This window comes from Streptomyces sp. NPDC101225 (genome assembly GCF_044767585.1).
Taxonomy (GTDB): domain Bacteria; phylum Actinomycetota; class Actinomycetes; order Streptomycetales; family Streptomycetaceae; genus Streptomyces.
This window is the reverse complement of the sequence record NZ_JBIWOE010000013.1, coordinates 40,424-54,288: the sequence shown is the minus strand read 5'-3', so window position 1 is coordinate 54,288 and position 13,865 is coordinate 40,424. Positions and strand designations below refer to the sequence as shown.

Below are 13,865 nucleotides of genomic sequence, written 5' to 3'. Positions count from 1 at the left end.
GTGACGCTCGCCGGATGCTGTGGGAGCGCTCCCAGATGCGGACGCAGCACATGTTTGTTGGCGCCATGACACCCGTCAACGGTCCGGACGGGACCGGTTTCCCGTCCGGACCGCGAGGCCTGGTCAGCCGCCGGGCGCCACCAGCTTGCTGATGCGCACCGCCCCGGCCGCCCCGCCCGGGTGGGCACTGGTCAGCGTGAGGCGGAGCCGGGAGCCGCGCACCACGTCGAAGGTGACGACCGTCGGCGCGTCCGAGGCGGTGGCCCAGTCGACCGCCGCCCCGGTCACGGGCACGTACCGCCGGCCGTCCCACACGGCCGCCTCGACGGCCGCGGGCAGGCTGTGCGTCGCGTCCACGGTGAAGGAGATCTCCACCCGGCCGAAGCCGCGGGCCCGCCCGTAGTCCACCGAGACCCAGTCCCTCTCGCGTGCGCCGTTGAAGGCCGGGAGCAGGGCCGTGGCCGCCTTGGAGAAGGCGTTGGACCAGCCGGTGGCCGCGTCGCCGTCGAGCATCGCCGCGGGCAGCGTGTCCGGACGTCCCGAGTAACTGGCGTCCGCGCAGGGGTAGTTCGGGGCGGCCGGGCGGTCCGGCCGGAACGCGGCCGCCGGGGTGGTGGCGGCCGAGCGGGCGTGTGTCGTGCGCACGGTCGCGGTGCCGGTCCGCAGCCCGTCCGCCCGCGCGGTCACCTTCAGGCCGCCGGCCTTCGTGCCGGAGCGCACGATCGCGAGCGCCTTGCCGTGGAAGGCGGTGCGGGTGGTCGCCTGATAGCGCTCGGCGCTCTCCTCCCGGCCGTTGTCGAGGCCGGCGAGCGAGCCGCCCCGCACACCGAACGTGATCAGGTGCTCGGCGTCGGGCACCACCACACCGCGGGCGTCGACCACGTCCGCCGTCACGAAGACCAGCGAACGCCCGTCCGCGGCAAGGGAGTCACGGTCGGCGGTCAGCCGTACGGCGTGCGGCTCGCCCGCCGTGCGCAGCACGTCCGTGGCGACCGCCTTGCCGCCCCGCCGGGCCACCGCCTTCAGCTCACCGGGCTCGAACGGCACCTTCCAGATCAGGTGGAGCTTGCCGGCGCTGCCGTTCGGGCTGGTGTAACTGCCCGGGTAGGGGCCGCTGGTGAAGGTCTTGTCGTCGCCGGTCGCCTCCGTGGTCTCCAGGTACGGACGGCCGTCCGTGGTCCTCTTCGTGTCGAACGTGCGCGTCCCGAGGGACGTCCCGTTGAGGAACAGCTCCACGGTGTCGACGTTGGAGTACGCCCAGACCTCGACCGTCCGCCCGGACGCGTGGTTCCAGCTCATCGGCAGCAGATGGACCATGGGCTCGTCGGTCCACTGGCTCCGGAACAGGTGGTACATGTCCTTGGGGAAGCCCGCGGTGTCGACGGCGCCGAAGAAGGACGCCTTCACCGGGAAGACGTTGTACGGCGTCGGCTCGCCGATGTAGTCGATGCCCGACCACAGGAACTGGCCCGCGAACCACTTCCGGTCCCGGTCCTTCTTGTGCCCGTACTCCCCGCTCATGGTCCAGGAGGCCAGGTTGTTGTCGAACGAGGAGGTCGCGCGCCCGCCCGGGGTGTGGTTCTCCCCGGTGTTGAGGTGCTCGGGCTCCTGGTACGTCGAGCGGGTGGAGGTCTCCGAGGAGGACTCCGACTCGAAGAGGAACAGGTGCGGGTAGGCCGCGTGCAGGGCGTCCACGGACTTGGCGGTGTTGTAGTTCAGGCCGAGCCCGTCGAGCTTGGCGAGCATCAGGTCGGCCGCCGAGCCCTTGGCGGGCAGCGACCGGTACTTGTCCGAGCCGATGACCAGCGGCCGGGTGTCGTCGGCCGCCTTGATCGCGCCGATGACGCGGTCGGCCATCGCGAGGCCCGCGGTGGAGGTGGAGTCGGGAATCTCGTTGCCGATGGACCACAGCACCACGGCGGGCGAGTTGCGGGCCGCTCGCACCATCTCGGTGGCGTCCCTCTCGCACCACTCGTCGAAGAAGCGGCCGTAGTCGTACGTCGTCTTGCCGGTCCGCCAGCAGTCGAACGCCTCCACCATCATCACGATGCCCAGTTCCTCGCAGACCTGGATCATCTGCGGGGAGGGCGGGTTGTGCGAGGTGCGGAAGGCGTTGACGCCCATCGACTTCATGATCGTCATCTGCCGGCGCACGGCGTCGATGCTGATCGCCGCGCCGAGGGCGCCCTGGTCGTGGTGCAGGTCGACGCCCTTGATCTTGCTGTGGACGCCGTTGAGCCGGAAGCCCTCGTCGGGGTCGAAGCGGTAGGTGCGGATGCCGAAGGTGGTGCGGTAGGTGTCGACGCTCCTGCCGCCGACGCGCAGTTCGGTCTCCAGGGTGTAGCGGTGCGGTGCGGCGAAGTCCCACAACCGGGGCCTGGCGACGGTGAGTTCATGGGTCTCGGCCGCCGTGTCCAGGACCGCGGCCGTGCTCGCCGCGCGCGCCACCGTCCGCCCGTCGGGGTCCTTGACCGTCGAGCGGATCTCGACCTGGCCGGCGGCGCCGGACTCGTTGACCACCGAGGTCCGCACCCGGACGACGGCCCGGTCCGTGCCGACGTCCGGTGTCGTGACGTACGTGCCCCAGCGTTCGACGTGCACCGGCTCGGTGACGACCAGGCGGGCCTCGCGGTAGATGCCGCTGCCCGAGTACCAGCGGCTGCTGGGCAGCCGGTTCCGCACCTTGACCGCGATGACGTTCTCGGTGCGGCCGTCGGTGTGCAGCAGGTCGGTGACGTCGAAGGCGAAGCCGGTGTAGCCGTAGGGGTGCCGGCCGGCCTCGGTGCCGTTGCAGTAGACGGAGGAGTCCATGTAGACGCCGTCGAACTCGACCGAGATCCGCCGGCCGGAGAAGGACGGCGGCAGCGTGAACGCGAGGCGGTACCAGCCGAGGCCGCCGGGCAGGTACCCGGTGCCGCCGGTCGTGCCGTGCTCGGTGGTGGGCGTCTGCTCGATGCTCCAGTCATGGGGCACCGCGACCTCGCGCCACGCCGAGTCGTCGTAGCCCGGGTCGGCGGCGCGGGCGTAGGCACCGGTGGGGTCGGTGATGCCGTCCGCGTTGACGAGCGCGAAGCGCCAGCCGTCGCGCAGCGCCACGGTGCGGCGTCCGGATCCGCCCGCCACGGCCTCCGCGGCCCGCGCCACCGGGCTGCCGATCAGCGCTCCCGCGGCCGGCGTGGCCGTGGAGGCGATCAGGACCGATCTTCGCGTCACTGTCATGGAGCTCCCCCTCATCAGGGCCCAGAAGTACTCACGATTGATCACGAACAAACAGATTCTTTCGTCAGGGCGCACGCCGCCGTCAAGGGTCCGGCGCGGTCCGCCTGCTCCGTGGGCCACATCGTCCGGGTATGCGCTTTCTACCGACCCTCCCGGACGGCCCGGGGTCACCGTCCCGCGGAGCCCGCCGCGGCACTAGGCTGGAACTCAAGTGACGCGCTTGTTCACTGTGAGTGTGCGCAATGGAGTGGCGACGATGAGTCCGGTCAATCCCTTCGACGACGCCGCGACGGCGCGCGCCGTCGTCGACGCGGAGGGCACCCTCCTCGGGTGGAACGCCGGCGCCGAGCGCCTGCTGGGCTGGACGGCGGACGACACCGTGGGCCGACCCGCCGCCGAGTTCGTGGTCGGCGGGGCCACCGGCGCGGTCTTCGACACCGAGGGGTCCCGCTGGCACGGCCTGGTCACCCTGCGCCACCAGGACGGCGGCTCCGTCCCCGTCCGGCTGCTGGCCCACCGCACCGAACCCGCGGACGGCGGCCCCGCCGAATGGGTGGTGGTCAGCCCCCTGGAAGGCGACCGGCCGGGTTCGGACGACGATCCGCTGGAGCGGGCCGGGCTGCTCCAGTCGCCGTGCGCCGTCGCCATCTGCGACGACCGGCTGCGGCTGCGCCGGATCAACGACGTCATGGCCGATGTGCTGGGGCTGCCGGAGGAGCAGGTGCGGGGGCTGCGGCTGGCCGAGGTGAGCGGCAGCCCCCGGGGCACCGACATCGAGCGCCATCTGCGCCGGGTCCTGGCCACCGGGCAGGGCCACGACGTGCGGACGTACGTGCCGATCGGCCTCGACGGCCGGCCGAACGTCTGGCTGGCCCGGATGTCCCCGATCACCGACACGGCCGGGGAGGTCCGGGGCGTGTGCGTGGCCGCCCACGACTTCTCCGAGCAGGACCAGGCCCGCGAGCGGCTCCAGCTCGTCAACGAGGCGAGCGTCCGCATCGGCACCACCCTCGACGTCACCCGGACCGCCGAGGAGCTGGCGGAGCTCTTCGTGCCCGCCCTCGCCGACTTCGTCAGCGTGGATCTGCTGGACCCGCAGGACCCGGGCGGCGAGCCGTTCACCGGACCGCCCACCGCCCCGGTGGTCCTGCGCCGCACCGCGCACCTGTCCGTCAACCCCGGCACGCCCGAGGCCGTGGTCGAGATCGGGCACGTGGACCGCTACCCGCCCCCCTCCGCGCAGGCCGATCCGCTGCTGACCGGCCACTCCGTCGTGGCGACGACCGAGGCCGGCGACCTCGCGCGGTGGCTCAGCCGGGACCCTCGACGCCTGGACCGGGTCAAGGAGTACGGCATCCACTCGGCGATGGCCGTGCCGATCCGGGCCCGCGGGCAAACGCTCGGTGTCGCGGTCCTGTGCCGGTTCCGGCGCCAGGAGGCGTTCACACCCGACGACGCGCTGCTGGCCGAGGAGGTGACGGCGCGCGCCGCCGTCTGCATCGACAACGCCCGCCGCTACTCCCGCGAGCGGGAGACCGCCCTCGCGCTGCAGCGCAGCCTGCTGCCCCGCTCACTGCCGGCCACGGCCGCGGTGCACGCCGCCTCCCGCTATCTGCCGGCGGCGCGGGCGGGGGTCGGCGGCGACTGGTTCGACGTGATCCCGCTGTCCGGGATGCGGGTCGCCCTGGTCGTCGGGGACGTCGTCGGGCACGGCATCCAGGCCTCGGCCACCATGGGCCGGCTGCGCACCGCCGTGCGCACCCTCGCCGACATCGACCTGGCGCCCGACGAACTGCTGACGCACCTCGACGACCTGGTGGTGCGGCTGTCCGCGGAGGCCGGGCACGAGGGCAGCCCCGGCGAGGTCGGCGCCACGTGTCTCTACGCCGTCTACGACCCGGTCTCGCGGCGCTGCGCGATGGCCCGGGCCGGGCATCCGCCGCCTGTCGTGGTGCCGCCGGGGGGCGCGCCGCGCCAGGTCGAGCTGCCCGCAGGACCGCCGCTCGGCCTGGGCGGGCTCCCCTTCGAGTCCACCGAGCTCGAACTGCGCGAGGGCAGCGTGCTGAGCTTCTACACGGACGGGCTGATCGAGTCCCGCGAGCGGGACGTGGACGCCAGTCACCGGTTGCTGTGCGAGGCCCTGTCGACGTACTCGGACTCGCTGGACGAGACCTGCGACCGCGTCCTGCACCGGCTGCTGCCGACCGGCGGCGCCCCCGACGACGTGGCCCTGCTGCTCGCGCGCACCCGGGGCCTGCCCTCCTCGCAGGTCGCCACCTGGCACATCCCCGCCGACCCGTCGCTCGTCGCCCCCATCCGCAAGCAGGTGGTCGAGCAGCTGGAGACCTGGGGGCTCCAGGAGGCCACGTTCACGGCCGAGCTGGTGGTCAGCGAGCTGGTCACCAACGCGATCCGGTACGGCGCCCACCCCATCCGGCTGCGGCTGATCCACGACACGGCCACCCTGATCTGCGAGGTGTCGGACACCAGCCACACGGCTCCGCACCTGCGCCGCGCCAAGACCTGGGACGAGGGCGGGCGCGGTCTGCTGCTGGTCGCCCAGCTCACCCAGCGCTGGGGCAGCCGGCACACGGCGGACGGCAAGACGATCTGGTCGGAGATCGCCCTGCTGGACGAGACCTGAGGGCGGCGGCCCACCGCGCCGTCAGGACACCTCCGTCAGCCAGGGCCTGACCTGCTTGCGCGCCTCGTGCAGCCGCGACTTGAACGTCCCCAGCGGGATGCCCGCGCGCTCGGCCGCCTGGGCGTAGTCGAGCTGGCAGATGTCGCGGTAGACCAGCGGCTCCACGAGCTGGGGGTGCTCGCGCTCCAGCCGGTCCAGCGCGTCCAGCAGATCGAGCCGGGAGCCGGCGATGACGCTCGTCGTGCGCGGGTCGACGTGCCGCTCGGTGTCGATCGCCACCGGCTGCTCGGCCGCACGCCGCTTGAGTTCGCGGTACTTCTGGCGGCAGCAGTTGGCGACGACCGTGTAGAGCCAGGTGCTGAAGCGGCTGCGGCCCTGGAAGGTGGTGATCTTCCGGGCGATCTGCAGCAGGACGTCCTGCGCCGCCTCCTCGGCGTCCTCGCGGCAGGGCAGGAAGCGGGCGCAGCGCCGCAGGACCTCCGGTCCGATCGCCTGGAGCAGCTCCTCCAGGGCCGTCGCGTCGCCCGCGGCGGCGCCACGGGCCAGGTCCTCGGTCGGTGCGACCAGGGGCTCTCCTCGGAAACGATCCACGCCCAGGCATGATAGTCGTATGCATTCCGTCGAGCGCATCGGGCGCTACCGCCTCGAACGGCGGCTCGGCACGGGCGCGTTCGGCACGGTCTGGCTGGCCCACGACGACGAGCTCGAGGCGCCGGTGGCGGTCAAGGTGCTCGCCGACAACTGGTCGCACCGGCTCGACGTCCGTGAGCGGTTCCTGTCCGAGGCGCGGATGTTGCGCCGGGCCAATTCGGACCGGATCGTACAGGTCTACGACATCGGTGAACTGCCCGACGGCAGGCCCTACTTCGTGATGGAGTACGCCGACGGCGGCACCCTGGCCGACCTGCGGGCCGGCGGCCCGCTGCCCGTGTCCGAGGCGCTGCGGCTGACCGCGCTCGCCGCCCGGGGCGCGGCCGCGCTGCACGCGGCGGGGATCGTGCACCGGGACATCAAGCCGAGCAACGTCCTGCTGTGCGCCGCTGCCGACGGTCCCGCCGGCACGTCGCGGGTGCTGCTCGCCGACCTCGGGCTGGCCAAGAGCCTGGCTCAGGCCTCGGGTCTCACCCAGGCGGCCGGCTCGGCGGGATACCGGCCGCCCGAGCAGGCCGAGCCGGGCGCGGGCATCGACGCCCGGGCCGACGTCTACAGCCTGGGCGCGGTCGGTTACCACCTGGTCACCGGCAGCGTTCCGGGTGAGCCCGGCAAGGTGGTCCGCCCCGACCGGCTGCGCGCCGACCTGGCCCCCGCGGTCCGGCGGGCGCTGATGCGGGCGCTGGCACCGGACCGCAGGCGCCGCTGGCCGGACGCCGAAGCCTTCGCCCAGGAGCTGGAGCGGCTCGTCGCCTCCGGCCACCGGCCGCGCAGGCGCCGCACGGCCGCCGTCCTCACGGCCGCGGCGACCGCCGTCGCCGCCATCGGGGTGACGGCCTCTCTGGTGGATCGGCACGCCCCGGCCGCGGACCTGCGGGTCACGGACACCACCGGCCGGGTGGTCGCCGAGGTCCCCGACGGCTGGGGCCGCCAGCTGCGCGACTCCGGGTGGGACCCGAAGGCGCTCGGCCTGCCCGCCGGGCACGAGCCGGGGCTGGCCGTCGCGGACCGGCTGACCCGGTGGCAGGACCTCGGGGCCGAGGTGAACGGCGTCTTCGTGGGCCTGAGCGAGCACGGCGATCTCACCGCCGCGGTGACCGCCCTCACCCACCCCACCTGCCACTACGACGGCAGCCGCGGCTACGACGGCGCGGCGTGGCGGGGCCGGGTGCGGACCTGGTCCGGCTGCCCGGGCGGCGGTTCGGTGACGGAGGCCGCGCTCGCCCCGGCGCACGGCGGCGCGCAGACTCGGGTGTACGTGCAGATCCGTCAGAGCGGCCGGGCCTCGGCCACCGACCGTGTCCTCGGCTCCGTGCGCGTCGGAGGCTGACCGAAACCACACGGCCGGGTGAGAACTTTTCCGGCCGGCCGTGCATCGGAGGGGTATGACGGGGCACAGAGCGCCGTACGCACATGCCAGGACGTATGCGTGGAATCTCCGGGAGTGTTGAGGAACATGACCATGAAGTCCCCCTCGGTCCACCGGGCGGCGCTGGCCGCGAGCGCGGTCGCCGTGCTGGGCCTGCTGACGGCCTGCGGCAACGACAGCGGCGCCTCGGCGAGCTCTCCGGAGACCCTTTCGGGTACGGCCGCGCCCGCCACCGCGAGCCAGGGCACCGGCCAGGCGAGCCCGTCCGCCTCCGCGTCGCGCACCGCGGCCGGGGACTCCACGGCGAGCACGGCCAAGCCCTCCTCCACGTCCACCGCCCCGGCCAAGGGCGCGTCCACACCGGCCGGCACCTCCGGCGGCAGCCGGTGCCACACCTCGGAGCTGAGGGCGAGCGTCGGGCGCAACGACCCCGGTGCCGGGCAGGAGAACTTCCCGATCGTCCTGACCAACACCTCCTCGCGCACCTGCACGGTGCGGGGCTACCCGGGTGCCGCGTTCGTCAACGGGTCGGGCGGGCAGATGGGCCCCGACCCGGTGCGCTCCCCGGGCACCCCGGCGACGGTGTCGCTGGCTCCGGGCCGGAGCGCCTGGGCCGGTCTGTCGTTCTCCAACCCGGAGGTCAGCGGCGCCCACGCGGCCACGCCTGCCTCGCTGCTGGTGACCCCGCCGGACGAGCGGGACAGCCTCACCGTGAGCTGGCAGGGCGGCCAGGTGCCGGTGTCCGGCAACGCCTCCTCGGTGCGCCTCACGGTGTTCCGCGCCGGCACCGGCGCCTGAACGGCCGGGGGCCGGGCAGGCTCCTCACCCGGACCTGTTTTCATGGGAGGTCCCCGCGCTGAACCGCCCTGAAGGTCCCTGCGCAGAACCGCCGTGAAGGACCCGCCCTGAACACCCCGCTCGCCGAAACGCTGTCCGTCCTGCTGCTCGTCGCCGTGCTGGCGTGGGCGGTGCTGCGGCCCAAGGGCCTGCCCGAGGCCGTGCTGGCGGTCCCGGCCGCCGCGGTGGTGCTCGCGGCGGGGGCGATCTCCCCCGCCCACGCACGGGCCGAGGCCGCGAGCCTCGGCCCCGTCGTCGGCTTCCTGGCCGCGGTACTGGTCCTGGCGCACTTCTGCGACGTCGAGGGGCTCTTCCAGGCGTGCGGGGCGTGGATGGCGCGGCGCGCGGGGGGCTCCCCCGGGCGGCTGCTCGCGGCCGTCTTCGTCCTGGCCTCGGCGGTCACGGCCGTGCTCAGCCTGGACGCCACCGTGGTGCTGCTGACACCCGTGGTGCTGGCCACCGCGGCGCGCGCGGGCGTACGGGCGCGACCGCATCTGTACGCGTGCGCCCATCTGTCCAACACGGCCTCGCTGCTGCTGCCGGTCTCCAATCTCACCAACCTGCTGGCGTTCGAGGCCAGCGGGCTGAGCTTCACCCGCTTCGCGGCGCTGATGGCACTGCCGTGGCTGGTCGCGATCGGCGCGGAGTACCTCCTCTTCCGGCGCCTGTTCGCCGGGGACCTGTCCCTCTCCGTCCAGGGCCAGGCGCCCGGTCCGGCACCCGGGCTGCCCCTGTTCGCGCTGGTCACCGTCGGATGCACGCTGGCCGGGTTCGTGGTGGCCTCGACGGCGGGCGTCGAGCCGGCCTGGGTGGCCGCCGCGGGCGCCCTGGTCCTGGCGGTCAGAGCGCTCGTACGGCGACGGGCCTCCGCCCTGTCGGTGGTACGGGCGGCGCAGCCGGCATTCCTGGCGTTCGTCCTCGCGCTGGGCATCGTGGTGCGGGCGGTGGTCGACAACGGCCTCGCCGACGCGCTCGGTCATGTGCTGCCCGGCGGCTCGGGACTCCCCGCGCTGCTGGGCATCGCCGTCCTGGCCGCCGTGCTGGCGAACCTGATCAACAACCTGCCCGCGGTGCTCGTCCTGCTGCCGCTCACCGCCGCGGCGGGCCCCGGAGCCGTCCTGGCCGTGCTCATCGGGGTGAACATCGGCCCGAACCTCACCTACGCGGGCTCGCTGGCGACGCTGCTGTGGCGGCGCATCCTGCACCGTCACGGCCAGGAGGTGCAGCTCGTGGAGTTCACCCGGCTGGGCCTGCTCGCCACCCCGGCCGCGCTCGTGCCGGCCGTGGCGGCGCTGTGGCTGTCGCTGCGGGTGGCCGGCTGAGCGCCGCGCTCAGTGGCGGCCGCCACCGCCGCGCCCGCCGTAACGGCCGCCGTCCCGGACGCAGGCGTACGGGTCGTCGTAGCAGGAGGGGCCGGTCGGGAACGCGCTCGTGGGCGTCGGCTGCGCGGTGGTCGGGGCCGCGGACGGCGTCGGCGTGGCGCTGGGCGTCCTCGACGCCTTCGGGGTGGCTCCGGCCGAGGCCGTGGGCGCGTGGCTGTCGTCGGCGTCCCAGTTGACCGCCTGCATCTGGAGGTCGGCCTTCGAGGTGGCGAACACCCAGCGCTGGACGTCGCCGCCGTCACGGTTCTTCGCCACGAGCGCGCCCGATCCGTCGGTGGCGGCGGGGGCGAGCGCCAGGTCCTGGTTCCAGCGCGGCACGAGGGTGCCCTGAAGGGTGAAGTCGTAGCGGACGTTCCTGCCCTTCGGATCGGAGGTGCCCGTGCAGGGGACGAGCCGCACCGAGAAGCCGAGGTGGGAGTCGAGGCACAGGCCCGGGTCCGCGACGCTGCGCAGGCGGCCGTCGGTCGCGTACGACCACTGCTGGACGCCCGCCGAGGAGCACCCGGTGAGTTGGGCCTCGGCTCCCTCGACGGGCTTCCTGCCGACCACGGCGACGCACAGTCCGGAGCCGAGGTTGCGCAGCCGGCCGCGCAGGGTGCCCTGGGCGCCCGTGCTGGTGCCGACCCAGGACGGGTCGGCGGTCGGCGATCCCTTGCCCTGGCCGGACGTGGGTGTGGGGTGGCCGCCGGCCGTGGTGGTGCCGTCGGAGCCGAGGACCGACCAGAGGATCAGCGGCAGGACGATCAGCCCGCTCACCGTCACGACGGCCAGCGCGAGGTTGCGGCGGCGGGCGGCGGCGCGGCGGCGGGCCGCCCGGTGGGCCGAGCGGCGCGAGGCGACGCGGCCCTCGGGGCGCGGCGCCGGCCCGGAGACCGGGGCGAAGGGCTCGCCCGGTATCGGCGGGAGGGGGACTTCCGGGGGAAGCGGACCGGGGTCCTCGGGCAAGGCGGTGCGGGACTCGACGTAGGCCCGCGCGCCCCAGCCGAGCACCGCCTCCGCCAGTGCGAGGCCGAGTCCGTGGTTGAACTGGGCCAGTTGGTCGGCGGTGTGCAGGCAGTGCCGGCAGCGCGAGAGGTGGGCGCCGAGGTCGGGGTCGATGTCGGTGCCGCCGCGGCGGTAGGTCACGTCGAGCATCCGCAGGAAGCGGCGGCACTCCTGCTCGGGGGCGAGTTCGCGGTGGACCTGGAGGCACTCCTCGCGCAGCCGCTCGCGGGCCCGCTCCAGTTCGACCCGCGCGTCCTCCACCTCCAGGCCCAGCAACCCGGCGGGGACGTCCGGTGCTTCGGCCTCGACCTCGATGTGCCACAGCAGGCAGCGGGCCGACTGGGGCACCCGCTGGAAGGCTCCGGAGAGCAGTCGGCGGCCCGCCGACGGGAGCAGCAGGGCCGCGGCGCGCTCGCCGCCCGCGCACAGTCCGGGGTTCAGGTGTTCCCGTCTGTGGTCGTTGTCCCATTCCGCCGCGATGCGGCGCACGGTGACGAGGAGTTGGGGCCGCCAGGCGGACGTCGGCCCGTTCTGCCGCAGCGTCTCGCCGAAAAGCCGGGTGAATGCGGCGGTCGTGAGCATTCCCGCGGAAGGGGCGGCGTCGGTGCACAGCCGGGCGTAGGCGAATCCGGCTTCCCAGTGGCGGTCGAGGAGCTCACCGACGGGCTGCAGCGCGGGCGTCGAGCCCGTCCACTTCTTCAGTTCGGCGCCCAGTTGCTCGTCCGTCACGTCGAACCGGCGGTCGGACCTGGGGGAATTCGACAGGCCGGTGTGTTTCACGGCTGCATTCCTCTCGGGGCGTGCGGCATAAAGTCCATACCAAGTGGTATGGGAACCCGGCGGAATTGTCCTGGCCGTGCGCCGACAGGGCACACCTTTCCACAGGTCAGGGATGCCCAACAAGAGATCACACGGTTTTCCCCATTGCCCGCCCGTGGGCGGCTATTGACACTTCGTCAATCGATCTGTTCGACGGCCGGGAAAGGAAGAGCTACTCCGGCCGCGGCCGTTGGACTCCCGCCCGGTAGCCGCCGGGCGGAACCCCGTACCGCTCGCGGAAGACCCGGTTGAAGTGGAAGGGGCTGGCGAACCCCGAGGCCGCGGCCACCCGGTCCACCGGCAGGCCGGTGGTCTCCAGGAGCCGGGCGGCGTGCCGCAGCCGGGCCTCGCGCAGCGCCCGCATCGGGGACCGGCCGACCTGCCGGGTGAACAGGTGCGCGAACCGTGAGGGCGAGAGGGCGACGCCGCGGGCGAGCCCCTCGACGGTGTGCGGGGCGCCCGGGTCGGCGGCGATCAGCTCCTCGGCGCGGCGCACCCGGACGTCGATGCCGGGCGGCGGCGACGGCGGGCGCGCGGCGGCCGCCGTGAGCAGGACGATCTCCTCCAGCGAGGACAGGGCCAGTTCCCGCGCCACGGTTCCGTGCGCCACCGCGACCCGGTCCCGCGGCGCGGTGACGGGCACGGACCCGCTGCCCGTCCAGCGGGCGTCGGCGAGCATCCGCCCGAAGGCCGCTGCGACCCGGTCGTGCAGGACCGCCGGGGTCGGCGTGACGGCGAACAGTCCGTCGCCGCTCCCGTAGGGACGCAGCCAGGGCGCCCAGGACGGACGGGCCTGGCAGTGCACCCACCAGAACCGCCAGCTGCCGGCGCCCGGTTCGACCGCGTAGTCGTGGCGCACGCCCGGCGCGAGCACCACCAGGTCCCCCACACCGGCCCGCGCCTCGGCGGCTCCCTGCCGCAGCCGGCCGCGCCCGCCCGTGGTCCAGATGAACAGCCAGCTGCCGGCACCGCGCGGCCTGGTGACGCCGTACCCCTCGGGCTGGTCGTAGCGGCCGACCACCACCAGCCCGGGCGGCGGCGCGGCAGTCTCGGGCAATCCGTCAGCGTTCACGGGCATCCTCCTGCGCCACCCCGCGGCCTAGCGTGACGAGCGTATTGCACCCGACCGAGGAGTGGGCGTATGACAGCCACGGACAAGAGCGCGGCCGGTGCCTCCCCGTCGGCCCGGGAGGCGCTCGGGCGGTTCGAAAAGGACGGCTTCACGGTGGTGCGCGGGCTGTTCGGGCGTGACGAGATCGACCGGCTCTGCGCGCATTTCGCACGGCTGCACGCGGCCGGTCCGGTGCCCGGGCACTTCCGGCCGCGTGTCTCGCCGGACCCGCTGGCGGCCTATCCGCGGGTGATGCACCCGCACGAGATCAGCGAGCCCGCGCGTCGTGTGCTGCTCGACGCCCGGCTCGGCGCGGTGCTGGAGGTCCTGCTGGGTGAGGAGGCGCTGGCCGCGCAGAGCATGTTCTACTTCAAGCCGCCCGGCGCCCGGGGCCAGGCGCTGCACCAGGACAACTTCTATCTGCGGGTGGAGCCGGGCACGTGTGTGGCGGCCTGGGTGGCCTGCGACGTGATCGACCGGGACAACGGCGGCCTGGAGGTCGTCCCCGGCACCCACCGCATGGACGTGTTCTGCCCCGAGGAGGCGGACGCGGAGGTGTCGTTCGCGCGGGAGTACGTGCCCCCGCCGCCGGGCCTGGCGGCCGTGCCGGTCGACATGGCACCGGGGGACGTGCTGTTCTTCAACGGCAGCCTGGTGCACGGCTCGCAGCCCAACCGCACCGCGGACCGCTTCCGCCGGTCGTTCATCGCCCACTACGTCGGCCGGTCCGCCGCGCGCATCGGGACGCACTACCGCACGCTGACGCTGGACGGCGAGCGGGTGCCGCTGCCCCCGAGCGAGGGAGCGGGCCCGTGCGGCACGGAGTTCGCACCGCAGGGACCTCATTAG

At 73.9% G+C, this 13,865-nt stretch carries 9 protein-coding genes; 5 read left to right on the top strand and 4 right to left on the bottom strand.

Annotation, left to right across the window (positions count from 1 at the left end; translation table 11 throughout):
* Positions 1-123: 123 nt before the first annotated feature.
* The gene (locus tag ACIRPX_RS20050; protein WP_404196072.1) at positions 124-3,219 is read right to left on the bottom strand and encodes a glycoside hydrolase family 2 TIM barrel-domain containing protein; all 3,096 of its coding nucleotides are present in this window, start codon (positions 3,217-3,219) and stop codon (positions 124-126) included.
* Positions 3,220-3,475: 256 nt separating this feature from the next.
* On the opposite strand from ACIRPX_RS20050, the gene ACIRPX_RS20045 reads away from it, so the two are divergent.
* Positions 3,476-5,863: a SpoIIE family protein phosphatase gene (locus tag ACIRPX_RS20045; protein ID WP_404196069.1), complete on the top strand. Its 2,388-nt coding sequence runs from the start codon at positions 3,476-3,478 to the stop codon at positions 5,861-5,863.
* Between the two features lie 21 nt (positions 5,864-5,884).
* On the opposite strand, the gene ACIRPX_RS20040 is transcribed toward ACIRPX_RS20045, so the two are convergent.
* The gene (locus ACIRPX_RS20040; protein ID WP_404196066.1) at positions 5,885-6,454 is read right to left on the bottom strand and encodes an RNA polymerase sigma factor; all 570 of its coding nucleotides are present in this window, start codon (positions 6,452-6,454) and stop codon (positions 5,885-5,887) included.
* Between the two features lie 19 nt (positions 6,455-6,473).
* On the opposite strand from ACIRPX_RS20040, the gene ACIRPX_RS20035 reads away from it, so the two are divergent.
* The 3 genes from ACIRPX_RS20035 (at position 6,474) to ACIRPX_RS20025 (ending at position 10,042) form a co-directional block, all read left to right on the top strand.
* Positions 6,474-7,844 carry a serine/threonine-protein kinase gene (locus tag ACIRPX_RS20035; protein ID WP_404196063.1) on the top strand — a complete coding sequence of 457 codons (1,371 nt, stop codon included), beginning with the start codon at positions 6,474-6,476 and terminating at the stop codon, positions 7,842-7,844.
* 126 nt (positions 7,845-7,970) lie between these two features.
* Positions 7,971-8,681, top strand: a complete 711-nt coding sequence (locus ACIRPX_RS20030; RefSeq protein ID WP_404196061.1) for a DUF4232 domain-containing protein — start codon at positions 7,971-7,973, stop codon at positions 8,679-8,681.
* A 107-nt stretch (positions 8,682-8,788) separates the two neighbouring features.
* On the top strand, positions 8,789-10,042 hold the full coding sequence (locus ACIRPX_RS20025) for an SLC13 family permease (RefSeq protein ID WP_404196386.1): 1,254 nt from the start codon (positions 8,789-8,791) through the stop codon (positions 10,040-10,042).
* 9 nt (positions 10,043-10,051) lie between these two features.
* On the opposite strand, the gene ACIRPX_RS20020 is transcribed toward ACIRPX_RS20025, so the two are convergent.
* Positions 10,052-11,866: a ricin-type beta-trefoil lectin domain protein gene (locus ACIRPX_RS20020; RefSeq protein WP_404196059.1), complete on the bottom strand. Its 1,815-nt coding sequence runs from the start codon at positions 11,864-11,866 to the stop codon at positions 10,052-10,054.
* Positions 11,867-12,077: 211 nt separating this feature from the next.
* Positions 12,078-12,983: a helix-turn-helix domain-containing protein gene (locus ACIRPX_RS20015; protein ID WP_404196056.1), complete on the bottom strand. Its 906-nt coding sequence runs from the start codon at positions 12,981-12,983 to the stop codon at positions 12,078-12,080.
* Positions 12,984-13,046: 63 nt separating this feature from the next.
* Between ACIRPX_RS20015 and ACIRPX_RS20010 the strand changes: the two genes are divergently transcribed.
* Positions 13,047-13,865 carry a phytanoyl-CoA dioxygenase family protein gene (locus ACIRPX_RS20010; protein WP_404196054.1) on the top strand — a complete coding sequence of 273 codons (819 nt, stop codon included), beginning with the start codon at positions 13,047-13,049 and terminating at the stop codon, positions 13,863-13,865.